This window comes from Lewinella sp. JB7, from assembly GCF_024297185.1.
Taxonomy (GTDB): Bacteria; Bacteroidota; Bacteroidia; order Chitinophagales; family Saprospiraceae; genus Neolewinella.
This window is the reverse complement of the sequence record NZ_JANCTD010000001.1, coordinates 655,212-680,601: the sequence shown is the minus strand read 5'-3', so window position 1 is coordinate 680,601 and position 25,390 is coordinate 655,212. Positions and strand designations below refer to the sequence as shown.

At 60.9% G+C, this 25,390-nt stretch carries 22 protein-coding genes; 13 read left to right on the top strand and 9 right to left on the bottom strand.

The window, feature by feature from the left end; translation table 11 throughout:
* The first annotated feature begins 13 nt into the window (after window positions 1-13).
* Window positions 14-655: a histidine phosphatase family protein gene (locus tag NMA52_RS02530; RefSeq protein ID WP_254826063.1), complete on the top strand. Its 642-nt coding sequence runs from the start codon at window positions 14-16 to the stop codon at window positions 653-655.
* Window positions 649-1,434 (top strand): menaquinone biosynthetic enzyme MqnA/MqnD family protein, encoded by a 786-nt coding sequence (locus NMA52_RS02525; RefSeq protein ID WP_254826062.1) that lies wholly within the window; start codon window positions 649-651, stop codon window positions 1,432-1,434. The genes NMA52_RS02530 and NMA52_RS02525 overlap by 7 nt, the downstream gene beginning before the upstream one ends.
* Here the strand turns inward: NMA52_RS02525 and NMA52_RS02520 are convergent.
* From NMA52_RS02520 to NMA52_RS02505, 4 genes are all read right to left on the bottom strand, one after another.
* Window positions 1,431-3,353: a M56 family metallopeptidase gene (locus NMA52_RS02520; RefSeq protein ID WP_254826061.1), complete on the bottom strand. Its 1,923-nt coding sequence runs from the start codon at window positions 3,351-3,353 to the stop codon at window positions 1,431-1,433. The genes NMA52_RS02525 and NMA52_RS02520 overlap by 4 nt on opposite strands.
* Window positions 3,346-3,732, bottom strand: a complete 387-nt coding sequence (locus NMA52_RS02515) for a BlaI/MecI/CopY family transcriptional regulator (protein WP_254826060.1) — start codon at window positions 3,730-3,732, stop codon at window positions 3,346-3,348. Before NMA52_RS02515 ends, NMA52_RS02520 begins: the two co-directional genes overlap by 8 nt.
* A gap of 280 nt (window positions 3,733-4,012) precedes the next feature.
* Window positions 4,013-5,062: a cell wall metabolism sensor histidine kinase WalK gene (locus NMA52_RS02510; RefSeq protein ID WP_254826059.1), complete on the bottom strand. Its 1,050-nt coding sequence runs from the start codon at window positions 5,060-5,062 to the stop codon at window positions 4,013-4,015.
* 2 nt (window positions 5,063-5,064) lie between these two features.
* Window positions 5,065-5,757, bottom strand: coding sequence for a response regulator transcription factor (locus NMA52_RS02505; RefSeq protein ID WP_254826058.1), 693 nt, complete (start codon window positions 5,755-5,757; stop codon window positions 5,065-5,067).
* A 99-nt stretch (window positions 5,758-5,856) separates the two neighbouring features.
* Here NMA52_RS02505 and NMA52_RS02500 point away from each other — a divergent pair, with 99 nt between their 5' ends.
* From NMA52_RS02500 to dnaX, 3 genes are all read left to right on the top strand, one after another.
* On the top strand, window positions 5,857-6,354 hold the full coding sequence (locus NMA52_RS02500; RefSeq protein ID WP_254826057.1) for a histidine phosphatase family protein: 498 nt from the start codon (window positions 5,857-5,859) through the stop codon (window positions 6,352-6,354).
* The gene (locus NMA52_RS02495; RefSeq protein WP_254826056.1) at window positions 6,351-6,683 is read left to right on the top strand and encodes a DUF4296 domain-containing protein; all 333 of its coding nucleotides are present in this window, start codon (window positions 6,351-6,353) and stop codon (window positions 6,681-6,683) included. The genes NMA52_RS02500 and NMA52_RS02495 overlap by 4 nt, the downstream gene beginning before the upstream one ends.
* A gap of 72 nt (window positions 6,684-6,755) precedes the next feature.
* Window positions 6,756-8,480, top strand: a complete 1,725-nt coding sequence (gene dnaX / locus NMA52_RS02490) for a DNA polymerase III subunit gamma/tau (protein ID WP_254826055.1) — start codon at window positions 6,756-6,758, stop codon at window positions 8,478-8,480.
* Between the two features lie 13 nt (window positions 8,481-8,493).
* On the opposite strand, the gene NMA52_RS02485 is transcribed toward dnaX, so the two are convergent.
* The gene (locus NMA52_RS02485; protein ID WP_254826054.1) at window positions 8,494-8,895 is read right to left on the bottom strand and encodes a hypothetical protein; all 402 of its coding nucleotides are present in this window, start codon (window positions 8,893-8,895) and stop codon (window positions 8,494-8,496) included.
* A 100-nt stretch (window positions 8,896-8,995) separates the two neighbouring features.
* Here NMA52_RS02485 and NMA52_RS02480 point away from each other — a divergent pair, with 100 nt between their 5' ends.
* From NMA52_RS02480 to NMA52_RS02465, 4 genes are all read left to right on the top strand, one after another.
* On the top strand, window positions 8,996-10,330 hold the full coding sequence (locus NMA52_RS02480; RefSeq protein WP_254826053.1) for a glutamine synthetase family protein: 1,335 nt from the start codon (window positions 8,996-8,998) through the stop codon (window positions 10,328-10,330).
* Window positions 10,331-10,405: 75 nt separating this feature from the next.
* Window positions 10,406-11,428, top strand: a complete 1,023-nt coding sequence (locus NMA52_RS02475) for a hypothetical protein (protein WP_254826052.1) — start codon at window positions 10,406-10,408, stop codon at window positions 11,426-11,428.
* A 12-nt stretch (window positions 11,429-11,440) separates the two neighbouring features.
* A complete protein-coding gene (locus NMA52_RS02470) occupies window positions 11,441-12,289 on the top strand; it encodes an HAD-IIA family hydrolase (protein ID WP_254826051.1) in 849 nt (282 codons plus the stop codon).
* Window positions 12,290-12,313: 24 nt separating this feature from the next.
* Window positions 12,314-12,574, top strand: coding sequence for a hypothetical protein (locus NMA52_RS02465; protein WP_254826050.1), 261 nt, complete (start codon window positions 12,314-12,316; stop codon window positions 12,572-12,574).
* Here NMA52_RS02465 and scpA read toward each other — a convergent pair.
* The gene (scpA, locus tag NMA52_RS02460) at window positions 12,571-14,619 is read right to left on the bottom strand and encodes a methylmalonyl-CoA mutase (protein ID WP_254826049.1); all 2,049 of its coding nucleotides are present in this window, start codon (window positions 14,617-14,619) and stop codon (window positions 12,571-12,573) included. The genes NMA52_RS02465 and scpA overlap by 4 nt on opposite strands.
* A gap of 86 nt (window positions 14,620-14,705) precedes the next feature.
* On the opposite strand from scpA, the gene NMA52_RS02455 reads away from it, so the two are divergent.
* A complete protein-coding gene (locus tag NMA52_RS02455) occupies window positions 14,706-15,629 on the top strand; it encodes a YhjD/YihY/BrkB family envelope integrity protein (protein WP_254826048.1) in 924 nt (307 codons plus the stop codon).
* On the opposite strand, the gene NMA52_RS02450 is transcribed toward NMA52_RS02455, so the two are convergent.
* Together NMA52_RS02450 and NMA52_RS02445 are read right to left on the bottom strand one after the other, a co-directional pair.
* Window positions 15,619-16,380, bottom strand: a complete 762-nt coding sequence (locus tag NMA52_RS02450) for a glutamate--tRNA ligase family protein (protein ID WP_254826047.1) — start codon at window positions 16,378-16,380, stop codon at window positions 15,619-15,621. The genes NMA52_RS02455 and NMA52_RS02450 overlap by 11 nt on opposite strands.
* Window positions 16,381-16,425: 45 nt before the next feature.
* Complete coding sequence (locus tag NMA52_RS02445; RefSeq protein ID WP_254826046.1) at window positions 16,426-17,109, bottom strand: transposase; 684 nt, start codon at window positions 17,107-17,109, stop codon at window positions 16,426-16,428.
* 321 nt (window positions 17,110-17,430) lie between these two features.
* On the opposite strand from NMA52_RS02445, the gene NMA52_RS02440 reads away from it, so the two are divergent.
* A complete protein-coding gene (locus tag NMA52_RS02440; protein ID WP_254826045.1) occupies window positions 17,431-18,240 on the top strand; it encodes a C1 family peptidase in 810 nt (269 codons plus the stop codon).
* 15 nt (window positions 18,241-18,255) lie between these two features.
* A complete protein-coding gene (locus NMA52_RS02435; protein WP_254826044.1) occupies window positions 18,256-20,505 on the top strand; it encodes a TonB-dependent siderophore receptor in 2,250 nt (749 codons plus the stop codon).
* A gap of 273 nt (window positions 20,506-20,778) precedes the next feature.
* Here the strand turns inward: NMA52_RS02435 and NMA52_RS02430 are convergent, their stop codons facing one another.
* Complete coding sequence (locus tag NMA52_RS02430) at window positions 20,779-22,053, bottom strand: amidohydrolase family protein (RefSeq protein ID WP_254826043.1); 1,275 nt, start codon at window positions 22,051-22,053, stop codon at window positions 20,779-20,781.
* Window positions 22,054-22,248: 195 nt separating this feature from the next.
* On the opposite strand from NMA52_RS02430, the gene NMA52_RS02425 reads away from it, so the two are divergent.
* Entirely contained in the window at window positions 22,249-25,050 is a 2,802-nt protein-coding gene (locus NMA52_RS02425; RefSeq protein ID WP_254826042.1) for an ATP-binding protein, read from the top strand.
* Window positions 25,051-25,390 lie beyond the last annotated feature (340 nt).

Sequence of the window (25,390 nt, the reverse complement as noted above, 5' to 3'; positions counted from 1 at the left end):
ACCGCCCCACCCTATGGCAAACTGTAAAATGATCTACATCGTCCGGCACGGACAAACCGACTTCAACCTGCGCGGGATCGTGCAGGGCAGCGGAGTAGATTCCAGCCTGAACGAAACCGGGCGCCACCAGGCCCGGCATTTCTACGAGCGCTACCGCGAGGTCCCCTTCGACGCCGTCCTCACCAGCAGCCTGAAGCGTACCTGGGAAACCGTAGAGGGCTTCATCAACGACGGAATTCCGTGGGAAAAGCATCCCGACATCAACGAGATGTGCTGGGGCAGTCACGAAGGTAAACTCGGCACCCCCGACAGCATCGAAGAATACCAACGCATCAAGAACGGCTGGGGAGCGGGCCAGCTCGACGGCCGCATCGGCGGGGGGGAAAGCGCCCGCGAACTGGGTGAACGCCTGGAACGCTTCATCGATCACCTGCGCACCCGGAAAGAAGAACGCATTCTGATCTGTAGCCACGGTCGTGCCATGTGCGGACTCGTCACCCTCATGATGAGCCGCCCCCTGCCCCGGATGAACGAGTTGCGGCACAGCAACCTGGGCCTGTGGCTCGCCCGGCAGGAACCGGATCAACGCTTCGAATTTGAACTTCTCAACGATCGCGGCCACATTCCCGAGCCGCTCAAGACGGACCAATGGTAGACCCTTACCGACTCGTCGCCGTCAGCTACCTCAACACCAAGCCGCTGCTGTACGGGCTGCTGCGTAATCCGATCAGCGACCGGTTGCGGATGGACCTCGCCATCCCCAGTGAGTGCGCCCGTCGTCTTGTAGACGGAGAAGCGGACATCGCCCTCGTACCGGTGGCGGTGCTGCCGGAACTTCCCCGCTACCAGATCATCAGCGATTACTGCATCGGGGCGGACGGGGCCGTAGCTACCGTATGTCTGTACGGCGAGGTTCCCCTCGAACAGATGACCCATATCTATCTGGATCACCATAGTCGTACCTCCGTAATGCTCACGCGCTTACTTCTGGAGGAGTACTGGCAGCACGAGGTGGAGTTCATGGACGCCCGGGACGGCTACATCGATCACATCAATGGCACCATTGGCGGCCTGGTCATCGGCGACCGGACGATCGGGCTCGACCGTCGCTTTCCGTACGTGTACGATCTCGGTGCCGCCTGGAAAGATCACACCGGACTGCCCTTCGTCTTCGCGGCCTGGGTCACGACCCGTCGCCTGCCGGCTTCCTTCATTACGGAGTTCAACGGTGCCCTGCGGGAGGGGCTCGAGCATCTTCCGCAGTTGCAGTTATTGTTGCCGTCCCCTACCCCGGAATTCGATCTGACGACTTACTTCACCCACCACATCGACTACGCGCTCGACGAGAGAAAACGAAAGGCTCTCGATCGCTTCCTGGCGTACGTGAGTAGTACCGATCCGGTTGGCTTAGTGCCGCTGGCGGGTGGTCGCTAACCCGGGTGGGCGACGACCGTAAGGGTCGTACGTACCGGTGCGACGCGGCGGGGGAAGGTAGGGTAGGCGGCGGCCGTCGCGCGGGAGCAATCCGATTCCGAACGAGCGCGCTCCCGCTGCCGGCGACCCTCCGCAAGGTAGTGTTCCCGCATTTGCCGGGCGGCGGCCTTCTTTTCCGCAATGGCGCGCTCCGTCCCGTGGTTCCAGACCGGATCCGTTGCTTCGCGCAGGGCACCCCCCCAGGAATCGTTCTTCCCTTCACCGGATAATGCCTTTTTACGTTGTTCCAGCTCGCGGAGTGCGTCGCGAAGTTCGCGTTCCCGTTCTTCAATATCCTGCAGGTCGAGTTCCTGCACGTCGAGCTCCCGCAGCTGTTGCCGGAAGGGCTCGATGCGGAGAAGATGTTTGGGGACCAACGAATCGAAATCGAATTCATGGAGCCTGATCATCGCATCCCCGTCACCATCGCCGAAGCGGTAGACGTGAGCGAGTTGTCCCCGGAGGGAATCCATTTGTTCGGCGAGCCCTTCGAACTGAAATTTAAAGTGTTCGGGATCGATTTTTCTGGCTTCCGCAAGTGCCCGATCCATTATTTCCCGTTCCGCCGGCCCGAAGCGGCGGACGATGAGCTCGCGGGAATCCCGGTCCCAAACGCGGTCGGGGCCGGCATCAACGCCCAGCAGTCGCTCGGCCGTCGTCTCGTGGCGATCGAACTCTTCGGGCGGAATCACCTGGCCCTTGAGTTGGAGTTCGGTGATCTTACCGTCCTCTACCCGTAGACGGGTCGTCTTCCCGTCGGAGATCTTGGTGACCTGGTGTGTTCCCCGGGGTAGGGTATCCGGAGCTACTACTACAGCCTCGGGAGTCAGCGGTGGCGCGTACAGGCTTGTACAGGTGTCCTCCGTGATTTCCGCGGGTACGTAGGCGGCGGTGGTGACCAGAGTTAACGCGGCCAGTAGGGGCAGGAATAATAATTTGCTGTTCATGGTGTACTTGATTTCCTGGTGATCGATGAAGCGGCGAACCCGCCCGAGCAGGCCGCCCCCGTCGGTAAGGGACAGGGCGGCCGTCGCCGGAGCTCGCTGACTGAAGTAAAGGAGTGCCCGGGCGTAGGGCAGGCGCCCCGGACCGTAGCGAAGCACCAGATCGTCACAGCAGTGTTCGCGTTCTTCCCGGACCCGTTCGCTGATCCAGTGAATGGCCGGATGATAATAGAAGAGCACTTCCACCAGGCACTGTACGGGGTGAAGCAGGTGATCGTAGCGGCGCAGGTGAGCCAGTTCGTGCAGCAGGACGGTTTCGGCCTCGTCCGTCGTGAGTTCGTTGACAAGAGCTACGGGGAATAGCAGGAGGGGCTTCAGGTGTCCGACGAGCATCGGTCCGTTGATGTGTTCGGAGAGCCCTATCCGCAGCGGTCCGAAGTAGCCGATTCGGTGGGCTAGATGGCGGGCGTGTTCATAGAACGGGGCGTAACTGCCGTCCGGTTCTACCGGTACGGCCGCGAGGGCCATGCGGCGAACTTGTCGGTACGACCACGCCAGGCGGGCTCCGCCCGCCGCCGTACTGATGGCCCAGCAGGCAACCAGTGCATTGAGCCAGAAATCGGGAGTGTGCCAGGCCGCCGTTTCGGCATCCGGGGGGGAGGAGCCCGCGGTTACGATTGAATCGGCAGCAACGACGAAGGTGCCGTATGCCGCGGTCCCCACCGGGTCGTAATAGGTGAAGAAGGTGATGATGGCCAGCACCACCTGGGCTACCAGCAACGAACATCCGATGGCGTAGCGGGGATGCGCACTGGAGTACGATTGTCGCGAATACAGCCAGAGGACCAGCGCCAGCAGGGAAGCCTGCCAGAACGAATGCAGGACGGTCATGCCGGCGGCCGACAGCAGGCCTGAATCGAAGAATTGCTCAGTCATGGCTCTCCTCTTTTTCGAGTTGCTCGATAAGTTGTTTGATCTGGGCCAGCTCGGCGGGGGATGCACTACCCTCCCCCAGTGCGCGGAGCACCAACTGCGTACGCGAGCCGCCGAAGGTCGATTCCACAAACCGACGCAGCAGGCCCTGCTGGGTGCGTTCCCGTTCCGCGGTGGCTGTATAGACGTGGCTGCGTGCTGAGGTATCGCGACTGACCAATCCTTTATCGGCCATAAGCTGCATCAGTTTCAGGGTGGTCGTGTAACCGATCGATTTGTCGCTGTCTTCATTCAGGCGGTCGTTGACTTCGCGGACCGTAGCCGCGCCGCGCCGCCAAAGCACGCCGAGGATAGCTAATTCGCCTTCGGTAGGGGGTTGCATCTTACGAATGGTTTCGTACAAATATATACGAAGGGGTTCGTAGTTGCAAATTAGGGGATGTTAAAATCCGCCCAGCCGTTGGACGGTGTCAGACCGTTGGACGGTGTCAGACCGTTGGACGGTGTCGGACCGTTGGACGGTGTCGGACGGTGTCAGACCGTTGGACGGTGTCAGACCGTTGGACGGTGTCAGACCGTTGGACGGTGTCGGACCGTTGGACGGTGTCAGACCGTTGGACGGGGGCGGACCGTTGGACGGTTAAGGTCGATCCGCTAGAAGATCACGCCTTTGCCAGCGTGATCCCGAACGTCGAGCCTAAACCCGGCGTACTGCGCACATTGATCGTTTGTTGATGCGCCTCCATGATATGCTTCACGATGGATAGGCCCAGCCCACTTCCCCCCTTCATGCGGCTGCGACTTTTGTCCACCCGGTAGAAGCGATCGAAGACGTGGGGCAGGTGTTTTTCCGGAATACCGATCCCATTGTCCGCGACTTCGCAGAGAATGTAAGACTCCATATCGTAGAAACCGAAGCGGGTGGCCCCGCCGGAATTGCCGTACTTAATGGAATTGGTGACCAGATTAATCAAAACCTGCCGGATGCTCTCCCGGTCGGCGGAGACCATGAACCCGGTATCCGCACCAGGTTTGAACCCCAGTGCGATGCTCGCCTGACGGGCCTTCAGATCCACCTCCTCGATCACCTCCTGCGCGAGTTCCTTGATGTTGAATGGTTCGGGGTCGAACATAAGGTCCCCACTTTCCAGTCGGCTGATGGCGCTGAGGTCCTCCACGATGGTTTGCAGGCGCTCAACGTTCTTAGCAGCCTTCTTGATGAATGACTTGGTAATCTTCTCATCCCCGTAACCGTGATCCATCAGCGTATGCAAGTACCCCTGGATGTTGAAGATGGGCGTCTTCAGCTCGTGACTGATATCCCCGACGTAGCGGCGGCGATACTCGGCAAAGCGTTCGTACTGATTTAACTGCTCCTGCTGGCTTTCGGCCCATTCGGCTACCTCCTGCTCGACCTCATCGATGATGGGTTGGTCGGCATCGATACCCTCTCGCTTGACGTCCGAACTTACCTTCTGACTGTGAATGGTCTTGTAAATCAGTTTGATCTTGCGGTAGATGTAGTGATCGAGGGTGGACAGTACAATGTAGTAACTGATCAGGAAGGTGGAGGGGGCCATCAGCAGCACGATCCACCAACTAAACGGAACGCCGGGCAGGGCCATGATCACCAGCAGCATACCTTCGGCAGCCAGAGCGATGAAGAGGCTGGTCCGAATCGAGATCTCGCGGGGGGTGCTGTTCTTGAGCATGCTTAAAACTCGAACTTGTATCCGATGCCCTTAATGGTCTTGATGTAGTGGTCGCCGAGTTTTTCCCGCAACTTGCGGATGTGTACATCGATGGTCCGGTTACCTACGATGACGTCGGTGCCCCAGACTTTATTGAAAATCTCCTCCCGACTGAAGACCTTACCGGGTTTCGAGGCCAACAGGGTGAGCAGATCGAACTCCTTCTTCGCTAGCTCGATGCGTTCCTCGCCGCGGCGTACGACGATCTGCTCGAGATCGATCTCCAGATCGCCGATGCTGATGGAACTGACGGCTTCGTCCTCGTCGTCCTGGCGCACGTTCCTGCGCAACAGTGCCTTTACGCGACTGATCAGTACCCGGGGACGGATGGGCTTGGTGATGTAGTCGTCCCCGCCGGTGTCGAGGGCGGCAATCTGGCTGTAATCCTCCTCCCGCGCCGTCAGGAAAGTGATGACCGTATTGTTGAACTCCGGCTCGGCCCGCAGTTGCCGGCATACTTCCACGCCGTCCATGATGGGCATCATAATGTCCAGCACGATCAAGTCCGGTCGAAAGGTGCGCGCCAACTGCAAGCCCTCCTCCCCGTTCCCGGCGGTAGCGACCTCGAAGCCCTCCTTGCGCAAATTGAACTCGAGAATTTCGAGAATGTCGGGTTCGTCGTCGACCAGAAGTATCTTCGCCGGTGTAGCATTCATACGTGTAGGGTTAAATTGAGTGCAAAAGTAGGCCTAGCATATGGCTTGCAGCTTAAATACGCGTTAAGTGCAGGTAAAGCAAAGCAGTAAATCTCCGCCGTGAAACAAGTTTATTTTATCCGTCACGCCAAGAGCAGCTGGGCCGACATGAACCTCAAGGACCACGATCGCCCCCTCAATTCTCGCGGCAAAAAAGATGCGCCCCACATGGCCGCCCGCCTGGCCAGGCAGGGAATCAAGGTAGACGGCATTCTTACCTCCAGCGCCAAACGCACCCGGCAGACCGCTCAGGCATTCATCGAAGCGTTCGGACTCAGCAAGGACGACGTTAAGAAGGAGAAAAAGCTGTACCACGCCGGCCCCAAAACCATCGAACGGTGCATCCAGGACCTCCCCGACGACTGGGATACCGTGCTCGTATTTGGTCATAACCCCGGATACACCGAAACCGCGAACCAGTTGCAGAACGATTCCTACATCGGTAACGTTCCCACCTGCGGCATCGTCGCCAGTACCGCCCCGGTAAAAAAGTGGTCGAAGTGGAAACTCGCCGACGCCCAGCGCACGGCTTTCCACTACCCCAAGGAGGACCAATGAAGTGGACACTGATCCTCGGCATCCTCCCCCTTCTGATCGGCTGCGCGAACGTCAACCCCGGGCCCCCACCCGTCGATACCGCCCGGATGTCTCTGGTGCTGGCCGATCTCCACGTCACCCAGGCACTCAGCGGCGAAGTTCCCGTGCTCGTTCGTGACTCCATGGAAGCCGTCTTTTACGACGCCGTCCTCGCTGACCACGGACTCACCCGCCAGGAATTCGACAGCATCATGTGGATCCTGCGCCAGGAACCCGTCTGGATCGATTCCGTATACTCGAAGGCCGGCGAGATCGTCTCCCGCAAGATGCTGGAACCCATCAAGGAATAACGCCTCCACGCGCAGGGCGATCGGTACCCCCACCGCAAGGTCCAGTGAACGACTATCCCTATCTTCGCCCCAATGAGCAAATTCGTCGTTTCCGCCCGCAAGTACCGGCCCGTCCGCTTCGATGAAGTCGTCGGGCAGCGGCACGTTTCCCAGACGCTGAAGAACGCCCTGCAGACGGACCACCTCGCCCACGCTTTTCTTTTTTGTGGTCCGCGGGGAGTTGGTAAGACGACCTCGGCCCGCATTCTGGCCAAAGTGCTCAATTGCCAGAACCGTACGGAGGACTACGAGCCCTGCAACACCTGCGAAAGCTGCGTAGCCTTCAACAACAACGCCAGTCTCAACATCACCGAGCTGGACGCGGCAAGCAATAACTCCGTCGACCACATCCGCGCCCTCACCGAGCAGGTTCGTTTCCAGCCCCAGCAGGGGGAGTACAAGGTGTTTATCATCGACGAGGTGCACATGCTCTCCCAGCAGGCCTTCAATGCCTTTCTGAAGACGCTGGAAGAACCGCCGCCCTACGCCATTTTCATTCTGGCCACCACGGAGAAGCACAAGATCATTCCCACCATCCTCTCCCGGTGCCAGATCTTCGATTTCAAGCGGATACAGCCCAACGACATCATCGAGCACCTGCAGGGCATCTGCCGCCAGGAAGGTATCGTCGCGGACGAGGACGCCCTCCACATCATCGCCCAGAAGGCCGACGGCGCCCTCCGCGATGCCCTCTCCATCTTCGACCGGATCGTAAGTTTCAGCGGCGACCGCATCGCCTACGAAGCGGTGATCGAGAACCTTAACGTACTCGACTACGAATACTTCTTCCGGGCCGTGGACCACATCCTCACTGAGGACCGGGCGGGCATGATGCTGCTCTTCGACGAAGTACTGCGTCGGGGCTTCGACGAAGACCTCTTTTTGAACGGACTCGCCGCCCACATCCGCGACCTGCTGGTATGTAAGGACCCCGCCACCCTCCAGCTGCTGGAAGTCGGCGACCGCCTCCGGGAACGCTACCACCAACAGGCCGCCATCACTCCGCCCGACCTGCTGCTCACCGCTCTCGACGTAGCCAACGACTGCGATCTTGGTTTCCGCCTCGCCCGCAACAAACGGCTACACGTGGAAATGAGCCTGCTGCGCATGGTGACTATTCGCCGGGCCTTCCGGAACGAACCCATCAGCGTTGCTCCTCCACCGGCGGATGCGGCACCCGCGGCCCCGCCCCCGGAAAAAAAAACGCCTGACGTAACGCCGGCCGCCGCCGCCCCGGCCGCTCCCCCGCCACCGGACACCCCGCCGCCCGCCGCCCACCAACCCGCTGCCGCCCCGCCGGCAACGAATTTCGCGAGCGTGGACATGAGCAGTCTCATCGCGGAAGCCGAAGGTGAACTGGCCGCCACCGTACCCAGTGAGGACCTACCCGAACTCGACGACGAATCCCTGCACAAGGCCTGGGATGCCTTCCTGCTGGAGCAAAAGGGAAGCACGCTGGCGATCTTTCTGAAACAGGCCCTGCCCCTCGTCCGGGGAGACGACGAAGTGGTGGTAAAGCTCGGCTCTCAACGCGCCATCGCTTCCCTGCGGGACGATGAAACCCTGGTCGCCTTCCTGCGGGAGACCTTTGAACGGCCCAATCTGGTCATGATCCTGGAGCACGACGAGCGCATGAAGCCCGTGCAGACCAAGGTCAAGAAACGACTCTCCGCCAAGGATAAGTTTCTGAAAATGCGGGAGAAAAACCCGGCCCTCGACGAACTGCGCCGGCGCTTCGACCTTCGTCCGGAAGAGTGATTCCGGATAACCCTTAGCCCCGGCCGGACCGCAGTTTCGCACCGCGATTCTTGTACTGCGGACCGTACAGTCGCGGCGCGGGTTTACGGGGCAGCAGCCGGGCGGACGTGCGCACCCGTAGCTCTTTTCCGAATGCCGGACGCGAAACCCGGGCGCGCATCACCGGGACCGGTTTGACCCGAGCGGCCCGCCGCAGGGTACGGCCCCGGCCCGCGGCCAACCGGTTCTTCCGGTGAGGGCCGTGCTTGATCAACGTGCGAATGCGCTTTTCCTCGGCCAGCAGCGCGGCCTCCCGGACCGTCAGTACTTCGGAAGCCGCTGCATCCACGACTTCCACCACCTGCGCGGTGCTCAAATTGGGCAGTACCGCCAGGGCGGCAAAGACAAAAAGAAAGGAAAGGGGATTTTGGCGCATCGCCGGATCTTTTGGTGCTATACTCAGGCAAATATAGGGGAATTGGCCGTTCTCCCGCTCACGCGGCTACCAAGCCGGCAAATGCCCTAGCTTTACCCCCATGCAAGCAACCCTCGACTGGCTGCGGGAGCACTCCGCGTCCCACGTTAAAGTAGCGGTGACGGACATCGACGGAATCCTCCGCGCCAAGTACATCTCCCGGGAAAAACTGACCGGCACGCTCGAGCACGGCTTCGGCTTCTGTAACGTGGTGTTCGGCTGGGACGGGCAGGATACGGTATACGGCAATCACGTAGCCGACGCCGGTTTTGCCGACGCGAGCGCCCGTCTCGTACCCGAATCGCGCCGCACGATTCCCTGGGAAAACGATCTCCCCTTTTTTCTGGCTGATTTTCGTGATGATGAGGGTCCCGCAGGCGCGGCCTGCCCGCGGTCACTGCTGCACCGGGTAGTTGTCAAAGCGGAGGGGATGGGATTCACGGCTCGCTTCGGTCCGGAATACGAGTGGTTCGCCTACCGGGAAACGCCCGCGACCGCTGCCCGCAAGGGTTACCGCAATCTGCGCCCGCTTTCCCCGGGCATGTTCGGATATTCCGGGCTGCGTACCGCCCAGCAGGCGGGTCTGATGCAGGACCTTTTCGACAAGCTCGCCGCCTTCGGGATCGAATTGGAAGGTCTGCACACCGAAACGGGGCCCGGCGTACTCGAAGCCGCGATCGCGCACCGGGAAGCGATGGAGGCCGCCGACCGCGCCGTCCTCTTCAAGCAGGGCGTGAAGGAACTCGCCTACCAACACGGGCTCGTGGCCAGCTTCATGGCCAAACCCTCCGCCGATCTGCCGGGCTGCGGCGGTCACCTGCACCAGTCGCTATGGCGGGGAGAGCAAAACATCTTCCACGATCCGGGCGGCCGCCACGGCATGAGTACGGTGATGGAGCAGTACGTGGCCGGGCAGATCGCCCTGTTGCCCTCCCTCATGCCCTTTTTCGCGCCCAACGTCAACAGCTACAAGCGCTACGTTCCGGGCTCGTGGGCGGCTACCCGGGCGAACTGGGGGATCGACAACCGTACGACGGCCCTGCGCGTAATTCCCGGAGGGGCCTCAGCTACCCGGCTGGAAACCCGCGTGCCCGGCGCCGACGCCAACCCGTACCTGGCCATCGCCGCCGCCCTGGCCGCCGGACTCTACGGCATTGAGAACGAGCTTGCCCTCGACCAGGACCCGGTGCGGGGCAGCGCCTACGATCAGACTATTGGCGAGCCGCTTCCCGTACATCTGGGCGGGGCCGCGGGTGCCATGCGAACTCCCGAAGTAGCCGACCTTTTCGGCCAGAACTTCGTCGACCATTTCCTCCGCACGCGGGAATGGGAGTGGCAACGGTACCTGGGTGCGGTTACGGACTGGGAAGTAGGCCGGTACTTCGAATTGGCCTGAGTTCGCGGCGCCGTCGATTCGATCGTGGGTGCTTACATTCGTGACCGCCCGCCCTAACCGACAAACCCGCATCGCTTGCAGAACTACCAGAACATTCTCCGCTACGCCTGGCGCGCCTACGATCACACCCGCAGCATCCGGTCGATCGAGGACATCAGCGCCCAGGTATCGACCAACCACGTGTTTAAGTTGATCATGGCGGACGGCAACGTACTCATCGCCAAGGTCACCTACTTCGGCTCCTTCGAGGGTTTCGCCGAGGACCATACCATCATCAACGTACTGGCCAACAACCTGCCCGTACGCTACGCCAACTTCCTGAGCCGCGGACTCATGAAGGGCAACCAGTTGTTTTTCCACCGGCACATCGACGAGGATCAGGACGCGTGGATCATCTTTTACCGCCCGATCCAGATTCAGGAGAACCCGCCCAAACGGCTGACGATCGAGCAGGTCCGGCAACTGGGCCGGGAGATGGCCTACTTCCACCGCGACTGCACGCTGGTCACCAATACCCTGCCCCGCAGCGACCGCGACATGACCACCGACGTCAATGCCCTGATCACCTCCGCCCGCACCGACTACCCCGAACACTTCGACCTGATCGAAGAACACTGCCGGAAGTTTCTGGAGAACACTTTCCGCATCAACGTGTACGGCTTTCAGAAGATTCCCGTATTCGTCGACTGGAACATCGGCAACTTCAGCGTCGACCAGAACGGTCGGCTAACCAGTCGGTGGGATTACGACTGGTTCCGGGTTTCGACCCGGGTGGTGGACTTCTACTTCCTCAGTCGGGTCGTTAGCGAAGTGGGGGACAAGACCGTTTTCACCTACGAGGTGGATCGGTTGATGGAAGAACGCTTCCTGATTTTCCTGCGTGCCTACCATGACATCTTCCCCCTCACCCGGCCGGAGGTGCTGTTCATCAAGGAAGCTTACCGCTTTTTCTTGCTCAATTACGTCCTGCGGCTGGGTCGCTACTTCTTCCGCCCCGAATTCGCCGAAAAACTGGCCCGGGAAGTTCTCAACGTACACCTGCCCACCCTGGACGAAAAGTTTGATTCCGAACCCATCCTCGCCGCTCTCGAGTTATAAGCTATTTACCCCATGAACATCAGTGCCTTTCAGGACGTCGCGTCCCAGTTTCCCGTGATCTTTTTCGACAGCTATGGCGTGCTCCGCAACCACCGCGGCCCCATTCCCGGGGCACTCGAAACCGTGAGCCTGCTGCGCGACGCCGGCAAACACATTCGGGTACTGACCAACAACGCCGCCCGCAGCCCCGAGGCCGCCGCCGCGCGACTGGCCCACTACGGCCTCCGGGGGATCTCCTCGGCGGAGGTGATCACCAGCGGAGCCACCACCCGCCACTTCCTGGAACAAAAGGTCAAATCCGGTAAGGTGGCCTACCTCGGCACCCCCGCCTCCGCGGAATACATCATCGGTGCCGGCCTGGAGGCGATCCCGATCGGTGAGGTCGACTTCGAACGACTGGATGACATCAAGGCCGTGGCTTTCCTGGACGACGAGGGGTACGACAAGAACGTCGACATCAACCTGCTCATCAATATCCTACGCCGCTGCCAGGTGCCCGTAGTCGTGGCTAACACCGACCTCCTCTACCCCACGACGGCCAACGACGTTGCCCTGGCTACCGGTAGTATCGCCCGGTTGGCGGAGTACGTGCTGGGACGTAAATTCGTCAAGTTCGGCAAGCCGGCCAGTCAGATGTTTCAGATGGCCCTCGACAGCGTTGCGCTGGAGATGCCGGAAATCTGTCCCGGGGATATCCTGATGGTAGGCGATACCCTGCACACCGATATTTTAGGCGGTAACACCTACGGTGTCGCCACCGCCCTGGTACTGAGCGGAAACACCCGCCCGGAGAGTGCCGCTACGGAGATTGCCGCTTCCGGCATTATTCCGGATTTCGTTTGCCACTCCATCGGGGAGTAACTTACACCGACAACCACACCGATCATGCCCGAGCACACGGAAAACGACCAAATTTTCATTCGCCTCCTGCGGAGCCAGCTGGGGCAGGAATGGACCCTCGCCAAAGCACATATCCTCGCGCAGCTGCCCGAGCACGTCGACCCGGCGGAACTCGGTAAGTACGTCGACGAAAGTGCCGAACCCGGCATTCACATCAACGCGTGGGGCGTCGAACCCCGCTTCTACGCCCACCGCAATTCCCGGCGGCTGCTGGAATTCTATCAGATCCGGAGTCTGAAGTATTAGTTGAGCATTAACTGCAGCAACTCCTCGGCCGCCACCCCGATGTTGGTTCCCGGCCCGAAGATGCCGACGACGCCCGCATCCCGTAGGTAACCGTAGTCGGCCGGGGGGATCACGCCGCCCACCACCACCCGAATATCGGCTGCGTCCTGCTCGGCGAGGGCGGCGATAACCTCCGGCACCAGGGTCTTGTGCCCGGCGGCCAGGGAGCTGATTCCGAGTAGGTGTACGTCGTTCTCTACGGCCTGGCGGGCGGCCTCGGCGGGGGTCTGGAAGAGCGGACCTACATCCACGTCGAAGCCCAGATCCGCGAATCCGGAAGCGATGACTTTTGCCCCGCGATCGTGGCCGTCCTGCCCCAGCTTAGCGATCAGAATGCGGGGGCGCCGGCCCTGGCGTTCGACGAAGCGATCCGAAAGCTGACGGACGCGCTGCAGTTGCTCGGCGTTGGAGTGGCCGGCGTACACACCGCTAATGAGTTGGTGGCTGGCCCGGTAGCGGCCGAACACGTCCTCGAGGGCGTCGCTGATTTCTCCCAGGGTGGCTCCCGCGCGCGCCGCCCCTACCGCGGCATCCAGCAGATTGTCCTCGCCCCGGGCGGCGGTCCGCAACAGGTCCAGAGCGCGGTTTAGTCCATTGGCATCGCGGTTCGCTTTCGTTTGATCGATCCGGGCGAGTTGCTCCTCCCGGACGCGATCGTTGTCCACTTCCAGCAGCTCGAAGTCAGAGAGCTCTTCGGTGCGAAAGACGTTCACCCCCACGATTTGTTCCCGGCCGGCGTCGATGGCGGCCTGCTTGCGCGCGGCGGCTTCCTCGATCCGCAACTTGGGCAGGCCGGTTTCGATGGCACGCACCATGCCGCCGGCCTCCTCCACCTCCCGCATGAGGCGACGGGCCTCGGTGATCAGGCGTTGGGTCTCTTGCTCCAGATCGTAACTGCCCCCCCACGGGTCCACGGCCCCCGTGATGCCCAACTCGTTCTGCAGATAGAGCTGGGTATCGCGGGCGATCTTGGCGCTGTAGTCGGTGGGCAGGGCGATGGCCTCGTCGAGCGCATTAGTGTGCAGACTCTGGGTACCCCCGAAGACCGCCGCGAGGGCCTCGATGGTGGTGCGGGCCACGTTGTTGTAGGGGTCCTGCTCGGTGAGGCTGTATCCGCTGGTCTGGCAGTGGGTACGTAGCATGGAGCTTTTGGGGTTCTTCGGCTGGAAGTCAGCCAGGAGCTCCGCCCACAGCTGGCGGCCGGCCCGCAGTTTGGCGATCTCGGTGAAGTGGCGCATGCCAATGCCCCAGAAGAAGCTCAGGCGGGGAGCGAAATCGTCGATGTCCAGTCCGGCCGCCACCCCCGCCCGTACGTAGGCCAGACCGTCGGCCAGGGTATAGGCCAGTTCGAGCTCGGCGGGCGCACCGGCCTCGTGCATGTGGTAGCCGCTGATGCTGATGCTGTTAAAGCGCGGCATGTGGGCGGCCGTGTAGGCGAAGATGTCCGCGACGATGCGCATGCTCGGTCCCGGGGGATAGATGTAAGTATTGCGCACCATGAACTCCTTCAGGATGTCGTTCTGGATCGTGCCGCTCAGTTTTTCCGCCGTTACCCCCTGCCGCTCGGCCGCCACGATGTAGAAGGCCATGATGGGTAGCACGGCCCCGTTCATGGTCATGCTCACCGACATCTTCTCCAGGGGGATCTCCTCGAAGAGGCGCTGCATATCCTCTACCGTGTCGATTGCTACGCCGGCCTTCCCGACGTCACCGCGGACCCGTTCGTGATCGCTGTCGTAGCCCCGGTGGGTAGCCAGATCGAAGGCGACGGAAAGCCCCCGCTGTCCGGCGGCCAGGTTGCGCCGGTAGAAGGCATTGGATTCGGCGGCGGTACTGAAGCCCGCGTACTGGCGGATGGTCCAGGGCCGTCCGACGTACATACTGGCGTAGGGACCCCGCAGATAGGGCGGCCGGCCGGCGACGGAAGCGGGTGCCAATTCGGCTACCGGCGTGCGCTTGCGGGCGAGGGAATGATCGGGGCGGGGCGGAAATTCAGGTCTTTTCATGCGGTTAGGGTCGGGGGTAAAATACGATAGGCGAAGCTGGCGAACACTACCCGGCGGCGCCACCTTTTAGAGGAAACCCATCTCTCGTGGCTAAAGAAAACATTTTTGGACGGGTCTGGTCCTTTACGAAGGACCTCTTCGCCAACTTCGGCAAAGACGACGCCTTCACCCTCGGCGCCGCCCTGGCCTACTATACGGTATTCAGTTTTGCCCCCCTGCTGGTGGTAGCCATCGCCGTAGCCAGCTACTTCATGGGAGAGGAGGCGGTAACGGGCCGGCTGTACGGGGAACTGGAAGGACTCCTCGGTCCCGATGCCGCCGCTACTCTACAGGAGATCGTCAGCAACGCCTACTCCACGGGCGACAGCCTCTGGGCCACCATCATTGGCGTAGCCACCCTCCTCTTTACGGCGTCCACCGTATTCGCTACCCTTAAGACCAGCCTCAACCGCATCTGGGAGATCGAGGCCCGGCCCACCAACAACATTCTGGGCTTCTTAGTGACCCGCCTGCTGAGCTTCAGCTTCGTCGTCGGACTGGGTTTTCTGCTGATGATCACCCTGGTCGTAAATGCCCTCATCATCGGGTTCATGGACAAGCTCGCGGGCATGCTGCCGGCCCTGGGCCCGGTGGTCCTGGCCACGACGAGCTGGATTCTGGCAACGGCCGTCACCGCGGTGATCTTCGCTCTGCTGTTCCGCTACTTGCCCGATGCCCGGGCCCGCTGGAAGGACATCTGGGCGGGGGCCATCTTCACCGCCCTCCTCTTCGGCCTGGGCAGGTTCCTGATCGGCTTCTACATCGGCAATTCCGACTTCAGCAGCACCTACGGCGCCGCCGGGGCACTGGTAACCCTGCTGGTCTGGACCTACTACAACAGCCAGATCCTGTTCCTCGGCGCGGAGTTCACCGCTACCTGGGCCAAACGGCGGGGTTTCCCCATCCGGCCAAATAAGCACGCAGTGCGGGTGATCAAGGAGGTGCGCAAGATCGACGGTATCAAGGTGTAGCGATCCATCCCTCGGCTATGGCGAAAATTTCCTCTTGGCTCATGCCTCCGTCGCGTACACCCGCGGCCCCCTGGCTTTTGGACAGCTTTTCGCCCCCCACCGTCAGCAACGGATGGTGAATGAACCGGATGCGTTCCGCTAGTTTCGGGTAGCCCAGCAGGTCCGACACCATTGCCTGGGCCGCCGTGCTGTCGCGCAGATCTTCCCCCCGTGCGCATGCCGTGACCCCGAAGTGGCGGTCGTCGACCGTGCAGGCCAGTTGGTAGCTCGGCCGCCCGTTCTTTTTGCGGACCACGAAATCTGGTATGGAAGCGTGCAGAGGGGTGCCGCGAGTGTTTATCCGCCAGGCCACCCCCGCTTCACTTAGGGAGATGTTCGCGTTCAGGCAGTCATGTGCGTGCACGCCGTCGGCTAATTCGGTCCGGGAGCAGGGACAAGCGAAAACGTGGGCGCGTGCGCGGGAGCGAAGGGTTTCCAGCGCGGCCACGTACAGGGGCATCCGCCGTTCCTGCGACCAGTGTGCCGCGAAATCTGCCGGATCCCGCGGACCGACCGTGGGCGCGATGCCCAGCCATTCCAGTACGTCGAAGATATCCTGTAGGTATTCCGGTCGGAAGCGTGCCCGGTCGAGGTCGTCGATCCTTAACAACAGATCGAGCCCCCACCGGCGGGCCAGCAGCGCGTTGGCCGCGAAGTTGGCCGCGTTACCGAGGTGGAGGTAGCCGGAGGGGGTGGGCGCGATGCGGGTCATAGGTCGAGGCGTTGCACGCCGAGCATTAAATTGTGCAATCCAAATCTAAGCCCGTAATTTTCTTTCCTCATTCTCCACGAAATGACTTAGGTATGCGGGATTAACGTATGTTCCGTGCCAATCCTCCCATCTATCGACCATTCGTGCCTTCACCGGATTATTCAATACGTACCACATAGCCGTGAAGAACTTACCATTCCGAATCGTTCGATCAAAGTAGTTAGGCGCCCAGAATGCTTGCCCGGTAGTGTCTAAAATGAGATTACAGGCACAAGCCGTGTAGCGTTTGTGCCTGTTCATAATTCTGGATAAACAAACCTTTTCACTTCCAGTAGGTGCGCTGAGTATCACGTGTACATGGTTTGACATAACACATACAGCATAGAGTTTGATTTCTTCATAATCGTGCAGAAAGCGCCACGATACAACAATTACTGAACTGATTGTCGGACATTTAAGGTGCATAGGACCGGAGTCCCAACGATGCAGCAAACGTTCTATTTCTGATTCCACTTCCCCAGATATGCGTTGCATCTCCTGCGTATAAACTTCAGTGGACAGCCATTCAGGTTGTCCACGAAGCTTATGACGTAATGCGGCAACTTGCTCGGCACGCCGTTGAGCAATGCGCCGTTTCTCCTCCATTGGAATACTGCCCGCCAGCCGGTAAGTGATGTGTACCGGTGTTACTCCCAGTGGGAAGTGCGACACGTTGATGTAGGATTTCATACTGTTCTCTCTGAGGGAGGAGGAATATATGATTGTTTTTGTTCTATTTAACATGATTATAAAACTTTTATTTTAAATCTCGGCGTACAACGCCTCGACCTGAGTACTCGCCTTAGGTCCTTTAATCGGCGTACAATGCCCCGACCATGGAATACTCGGTGTGTCGTGCCTTAGCCTTGTCATAACTCGGCGTGCAACGCCTCGACCTGAGTACTCGACCGGAGTGCTCGACCTGGAAGCTCGAATCGGCGTACAACGCCTCGACCAATACATACCGGAATATTTACTTTCACCGTTAATCGTTGATAAGTACCGCCTACTATGCCAATGCCCCGCCTGACCACCCTGCTCTTCTTCGTTTTGCTTGGCTCCTGCGTCCGCGCCCAACAACCCTACGGGGCGGCCAAGAGCGCCGAAACCCTCCAGGGACTTAATGACCTCGCCGCGATCGACCAGATGATGTTCTACATCCCCGGGATCGGCAGCCCCTCCCGGGAAGAACTGCTGCGGCAGAACATCAAGAATTACATGATGCCCATCCGCCAGGTACCCCAGACCGGCATGGAATGGGCCTACGCCCTGGCCGATTGCCTGGAGTACTACGTCAACCTCAACAGCAACTTCAAGGACAACCTGAGCCCCGACTACATCGTCATGAACCTGGCCAACGCCGGCCGGCGGCCCAACCTCGTCGACGGACTCGGACTGCTCATCAATTCCGGCACGGTCTCGGCGGCCATCGTACCCTACAACAGCAGCACCATCCCCAATTCGGTGTACTCCGTAGCGCGCTTCGGCATCACCAATTTCGGTTACCTGTTCCGGGAAGAAACCCGGGGGCGCAATCGCGTCTTCGAAACCCGCAAAGCCCTCAGCCGCGGTAATCCCGTACTGGTGGAAGTAGCCACGGACGCCTCCTTCACCCGCCTCCAGGGGGGAATCTACGAGCCCACCGGCCCGACCACCGAAACCCACTTCCTGACGGTCATCGGCTACGACGGCGAGAAGGAAACCTTCGAACTGCGCAGCTCCCTCGGCCGCAACTGGGGCAACGGCGGCTACGTAAGTATGACGTACGACGATTTCGGTGATTTGGCCCGTACGGGCTACGTCCTAATTCCCCGGGAGTAGGCTACCTTCGCCGGCATGAAGTGGTGGTGGACGGCCCTCTGGTTGCTGTACATTCAGGCGGCGGGCGCGCAGGAGCAAGGCGGAACGGAACGGCAAACCCTCCAGGTAGCGGACACCAGTGTTTTGCTGCATTCGGCTACCGTCGTCGGTCGCCGCAATGAGCTCGCCAGCGAACTTCCCTACCAGATCGAGCTGATCGCCGCCGCCGATCGTCGCCGGGTGCAGAGCCTTACCACGGCCGACGTGCTCAGTGATCTTTCGGGAGTATACGTGCAAAAATCCCAGTTCGGTGGCGGAAGCCCCGTCGTGCGCGGCTTCGAGGCCAATCGCGTACTGCTCGTCGTCGACGGCGTGCGCATGAACAATGCTATCTACCGGAACGGCCACCTCCAGAACGCCATCACCGTGGACCCCAACGCGCTCGACCGCGTCGAAGTGATCTACGGCGCCGGTGCCCTGGCCTACGGCAGCGACGCCCTCGGCGGGGTGATCCACTTCCGCACCCGGCAACCGGAATTTCGGGCGCGCCCCGGACTGAACGGCTACGCCGAAACCAACTACGGCTCCGCCGCGAATGCCGTGAACATCGCCACGGGACTGGACTACGGCAACACGAAATGGGCCGGATACACGGCCGTTTCGTTCAATCGCTTCGGCGACCTGCGGGCCGGCGGCAACCGACCCGAAAACTACGGTGACTTCGGCCTGCGGTCCACTTACGTGGATGGCGATGAGGTCGTTGACAATCCCCGGCCCGCCGTGCAGGTCGGGAGTGGGTACGAACAGTATAACCTGCTGCAAAAGCTGCGTTTCCGACCGGCCGCAGGGCTCGAGTTAAATGCCAACCTACAGTATTCCACGACCGGTGACGTTCCGCGCTACGATGCCCTCACCGAGATGCGCGACGGTCAGTTGCGGTGGGCCCGCTGGGACTACGGTCCGCAGACCCGGCTGCTCGGCAGCCTGCGACTGGACGACCGCCGGACCACGTCGCTGTACGACGTAGCCAGCTACCTGGTATCCTACCAGTTCGTGGAGGAGGACCGACTGCAACGCCGGCTGGGCAGTTCGGTGCGGGAGGCCAGTCTCGTCGACGTCGGCAGCTGGAACGCCCAGTTCGATTTCGCGAAGGAGATCGGTCCGGCCACCCGCTTGCGTTACGGCTTCGATCTGCGTCACGACCGGGTCGCCGCCGAGGCCATGCCGGCGGGGGAAGCAAGTCGCTACCCCAGTCAGGGAAGCGGGCTGGCGGGCGCCGGTGCCTACCTCGATATGAGTCATACCCTCACCGAATTTTGGCAATTGCGCGGCGGACTCCGGTACGGTCTGCAACGACTCACGGCTACCTTCGGCGCCGACGATCCGGTCGAGTGGCCGCAGCCGTACCTCGACGGCATCGTCAGTTCGTCCGGTGCACTGACCGGTGCCCTGGGCGTGCATTACCGGCGGGAGGCCCACGGGCTGCGCATGCTCATCGCGCAGGGGTTTCGTGCGCCCAACGTCGATGACTTCGCCAAGTTCCGGGAACAGAGCGGACGGATTCAGGTGCCGAACCCTGACCTACGCCCCGAGCGGTCGAATACCGTGGAAGCGACCTACAGTCGGCTCGAAGGTCCTCTCCGCTTCGAGTTCACGGCCTACGCCACCCTGCTCTCGGACGCGATCATCCGACGTGACGGAAGGCTGCCGGACGGTAGCGAATTTTTCGTCAGCCACGGGGACACCCTCTACGTAGATACCAACGTCAACGCGGAAAAAGCCTGGATCTACGGCTTCGATCTGGCGGCTGCCTGGACGTTCGCTCCGGGATGGGAACTGCGGCCCGAAGCGCACTGGCTGCGTGGACGACGGCGGCAGGAAGCTCCGGACGGTCACCAACTCACCCTCCCCCAGGATCACATCCCCCCGGCCTACGGTCGGATCGGATTGCGCTACACCACTGGAGCGTGGGATGTCAACCTTCGCGTAGACGCCCAGCGCCGTAAACGGCTTGAGGACTACGCCGTGAACAGCATCGGCGGGACGGCCGCCACCGGATACACCTTCGAACTCGTGGGGAGTGCCGACAATCCCGAACTGACGCCCTACGGAATGGGTACACCGGCCTGGTGGACCCTGAACGTCTACACGGCATACCGGGTATCGGACCGGCTATCCCTGCAACTGAAGGGGGAGAACCTGCTGGATCGTTTCTACCAACCCTTCGCGAGCGGTATTGCAGCTCCGGGGATCAATATCGGGATCGGTGTCGTTTGGCGGGGGTAGAAAATGAGAAGGTCGCGGCCTAAACCGCAACCTTCTTATATATAAACACCTATGAAACACACCAATAGATCCGACACCGTGGGCGTCGGACGCAAATATTCTGTATGGATTTGGTGAGGTTGGATTTGCATCCCTTCCGCGGGGCCGTGAGCTACCTGCGGGTAAGTGGGCTGAGGAAACGCTACTGCAGAATTAGGGGGGGTTCGTGCTCCGGCTTAGTGATCTAGATCACATAAAGCTTGTTAAGCCTCCGAAATCGCATATTTTATAGAATTATTTGACTATCCGTCCGCCTTTCCAAACCAAAAGGACCTCCCGCAGCACGGAGATATTCTCCGTGGGGTTGCCGTTGACCAGCACCAGATCCGCGAGTAGTCCCGCTTGTACACGCCCTACCCGATCGCGGATACCGAATACCTCCGCGTTTCCGGAGGTCACGGACCGCAGGACCTCTACGGGCTCCATTCCGTAGTCGACCATCAGCTCCAGTTCGCGCACGTTGTCGCCGTGCGGAAACACGCCGACGTCGCCTCCCGCTACGATGGTCACTCCGGCGGCTAAGGCATCGGCAAAAGAGCGACGTTTTCCCACGATGCGGTCCGGCTCCGGGTCCACGCCCTTACGCCATCCTCCGTACTGAAGAATAGCGTCGCCCGCCGCCAGGGTGGGACACAGGGCTACTCCCCGCTCGGCCATCAGGGCGAAGACTTCCGGAGTACCGCCGTCGCCGTGTTCGATGGTCGATACTCCGGCCAGCGTAGCACGGCGCATACCCTCGGCGGTCGCGGCGTGGGCGACCACCCGGCGTCCGCTACTTTCGGCTACCCTGACGATCGTTTCCAGCTCTTCCTGCGTGAAGGTGGGCCGGGCGGTGCGCTCCGGACCCCAGCGGTAGTCGGCGTAGACCTTGATGACGTCCGCTCCGTGCCCGATCTGGTCGCGGACCACCCGGGTCAGCCCTTCATTTCCGTCGGCCGGCTCCGCCCCCAGGGGAACGGCCACGTGGTCGGCGAAGCCGGCAGGGCCATAGCTGCCCGTAGCTACGATTGCCCGGCCCGCCACGATCATGCGCGGTCCGGGGATGACGCCCTTTTCAATTGCCTGTTTGAGTCCGACGTCCGTATATCCCGCCCCCTCGGACCCCAGATCGCGTACCGTGGTAAATCCGGCCCGCAGACTTTCCCGTGCGTGTACCCCACCCCGGATGGCGCGTTCGGCGTGGGATTCCCGCAGCACCTGGTCGTTCCAGGAGGTTTCGTTGTAGGGATGCAGCAGCAGGTGGGCGTGCCCCTCGATCATTCCCGGCAGCAGGGTTCCCTCCGGGAACGCTTGGACCGCGCAGCCGCCGGGAACGGACACTTCCGCGACCGGCCCGACGGCCGCGATGGTATCGTTCACGATCAGGACTACCCGGTCGGACAGCAGATCCGTCCCGTCGAAGACGTAACGGGGGACGAGCAGGGAGCATGAATTTTCCTGGGTGCGGGCGACCGTGGCCGAGCACGCGAGTACGACGAGGAACAGCGTGCGGAATGCGGAAGTGGACATGCCCGAAGGTAACCAAAACAGCGTACGGCGCGCAGGCCGTACGGCACCCGACAGGACATTAATTGTTCCTACTCCCTATCTGCCGGAGATGTTATATTACCGTATTGACTATACCTACCCTAACCCAATCTCGTTCCGGTATTACCAGTTTTTGTTTACAGTCGCCGGATCGCCCTGGTTGAACGAATAATTTTTATGCCCTCATGGATTGCGCGGTGCCTTCTGCTGTTGCTGCCGACGGTGATGGCGGCACAGTCACCTACCGACAGTACCGCTACTCTGCTGCCACAGGCGTGGTCGGCGATAGCGGCCGAGTTGGGGGATCCCCGGGAAGCGTCGGATTTCACGATCATCGACCGGGCGGTAGCGCAGGCCTGTGGCGACGACCCCAATTGTCGGTTTCGGTTCCTCGACCAGCTTATTCTGAAGCTGGAGGATATCTACCACCTCCCGGCCGCCATCCACGCCGTACAGCGGATGTTGACGATCGCCGAAGCCGGGGGACAGCCCCAGCGGCTCGCTAAATCGTATCTGCAACTGATGCGCTTTTACCACGCGCTGGGCATCGACGAGCTGATGATCGCGAATCTGGAGAACGCCCTCCACTACGCCCGGCTTGCGGGCGACCACGAACGGGTAGCGTATCTGGAGTTCATGAAGCTGGAAAATGCCGTCGATCCGGTGAATCCCGGCCCCGCCCTGGCGGCTATGGACTCCTTCCTGCTAAGGGCACGGGACAGGGGGGATTCCGCCTCCGTCACCCGTGCTCATCTGCGACTGGTAAACATTAAGCTACACGCAGGTCGGATTCAGGAAGCCGAGCAGCATCTGCGGGCCCTCGAGGATCTACGTATCGTTCCCCCGACCACCCAGCAGGAAGCTACGATCGCCCTTACCGTGGCCATCGGGCGGGGAGATATCGCCCTCCGGCGCGACCGGCCGGAGGCCGCCCGGACACATTATCTCCAGGCCCTCCGTCTTACCCGTCAGTTCGCCAGTTTCTGGTTGGAAATCGCGGTCCTGACCTCCCTCGCCGAGGTGGAGTGGAAAACCGGCAACCACCGGCTCGCCCAGGAATACCTGGACGACGCCCGGCAAAAAGCGCACGACCATGCTCTGCACGATCTGCTGGCCGAGGTGTACGGCCTGTCCGCACGGATCGCCCAGGATCAGGAAGATTATCAACGTGCCCTGCACAACTTCCAACAACAGCTGGCTCACCGCGATACCTTCGCCCGCCGCAGTGAAGGGTTCGATCTGCAGACCTACTACCTCAACCGGGAGAAGGAACAGCTGGCCACCGCGCGTAAGAATCAGGAGTTACAAATGGAGCTACAGACGACCCGCTACCGCATTCTCACGGCATCCTTCGCGGTGGTGTGCGCTCTGGTCATCGGTCTGATGTTGTTCGTGCGCTATCAGCAACGCAGCCGCAACCGACTGGCCGAACAGAATGCCGTCATTGCCGCCCAGACGGAGCGGCTCCTGGAACTGGACCGGACCAAATCCACCTTCTTTACCAACGTAAGTCACGAACTACGCACCCCCCTCAGCCTCATTCTTGGTCCGGCCGGCACCCTACTTGCCGAGAATTCCCTGCCGGACCGTCAACGCGGCCTCCTGCAAATGGTGCAACGCGGCGGCAAGCGACTGGAAACGCTGGTCAACGATATCCTTAACCTGAGCAAGCTCGAATCGGACCAGCTGGAGCCGGAGCCTACCCTAACCCCCCTGCCGGACTTCTTCGACCACTGCCTGGGCGAGTTCACCAGTCTCGCCGAATCTCTGCACATCGATTTACGTTACCGCCTGAGTCTTCCGGCGGGCAGCACGGGAATGCTCGATCGCGAAAAGTGCCGCCAGATCATCGACAACCTGCTGTCCAATGCCTGCAAGTTTACGCCCGAGGGGGGAAGTATAGCGGTGGACATCGATCACGACCGGGGGCAGTTGCGGATCACCGTCAGAGACTCCGGACGCGGGATAACCGCCCAGGACCTGGCACGCATCTTCGACCGCTACTTCCAGTCCTCCACTTCCGACTACGGGGCCGAGGGGGGAACGGGCATCGGTCTGGCTCTCAGTCGTCGGTACGCCCGTCTGATGGGCGGCGATATGGAAGCGGAAAGTACGCCCGGGCGGGGATCGACGTTTTGCGCCTACTTCCCGCTAAAAATCGTTGCGGAACGAGCCGGCAGCAGCGGCGCCCCGGGCGGGGAACCGCTCCTAACCGCCGGCACCGGAACCCTAACGCACGGCAAGCCCCACATACTTCTCGTGGAGGACAATGCGGAATTACAGGAGTACCTACAACTGATCCTGGAGCCGGACTATCGCCTCACCCTGGCACGCCACGGCCGGGAAGCCCTCGATGTACTTCACCAGGACCGGCGGATCGACCTTCTCCTGACCGACCTTATGATGCCGCTGATGGACGGCTTCCAACTCATCGAGGAAGTAAAGCGCGAGGAGAGCCTGCAGGATACGCCCTTAGTGGTACTCACCGCCCGCGCCGATGCCCATGCTCGATTACGGGCTTTGCGGTTCGGTGTCGACGACTACCTGCTGAAACCCTTCTCCCAGGACGAACTGCGGGCCCGCCTGGCCAGCCTGATCGCCAACCGTCGTAAGCGGGAAGCCTACCGCACCGAGGTAGATACGCCTCCGAATCAGGCCGACCAGGAATGGCTCGGAGAATTCCAGGCGCACGTCGAAGCCCACCATGCCGACATTGATCTTGACGTACCCTCCCTGGCCCGCACTTTCACCATGAGCGAATCCACCCTTCTGCGTAAGCTCAAACTCCTCACCGGACTAGGCCCCAAAAAGTACCTGCAGGAGGTCCGGCTACGGGTAGCGAGACGGCGGCTGGAGGATCAGGATTTTACCTCCCTGCAGGAATTAGCCGAGGAGGTCGGCTTCCGCACCGCCCGCAGTTTTTCGCGCAGTTTCCGTCAGCGTTTCGGCAAAAAACCGTCAGAATACCTGACTGACTGATCCAAACCTCGTGCCGCGGACAGTTTGCCGGAAATTGGCACCTAAAAGAATCAAGTTGCCGGATTAGGGAACCAAGTTGCCGGAAAATTGCGGGGGAGATGAGCCATATTTGTTTCACCAAGCCGGAAGTACCCGCCGTACGCTAACGCTTCCGGAATGGTGTGAATTAGGTAAAGAGACACCCCCCAAGCGACGCTATACAAATTTAAACACGCTTTTTAGAGGCTACCCATACCGTCGCCGCACAAATTTTTTCTTTCGTTGACACTATGAACACACGCATTTCGGAAGGCTGCCCGCGGGCAGCCTTCTTTTGTTGGGGCACCCCGCCCCCGCTCCC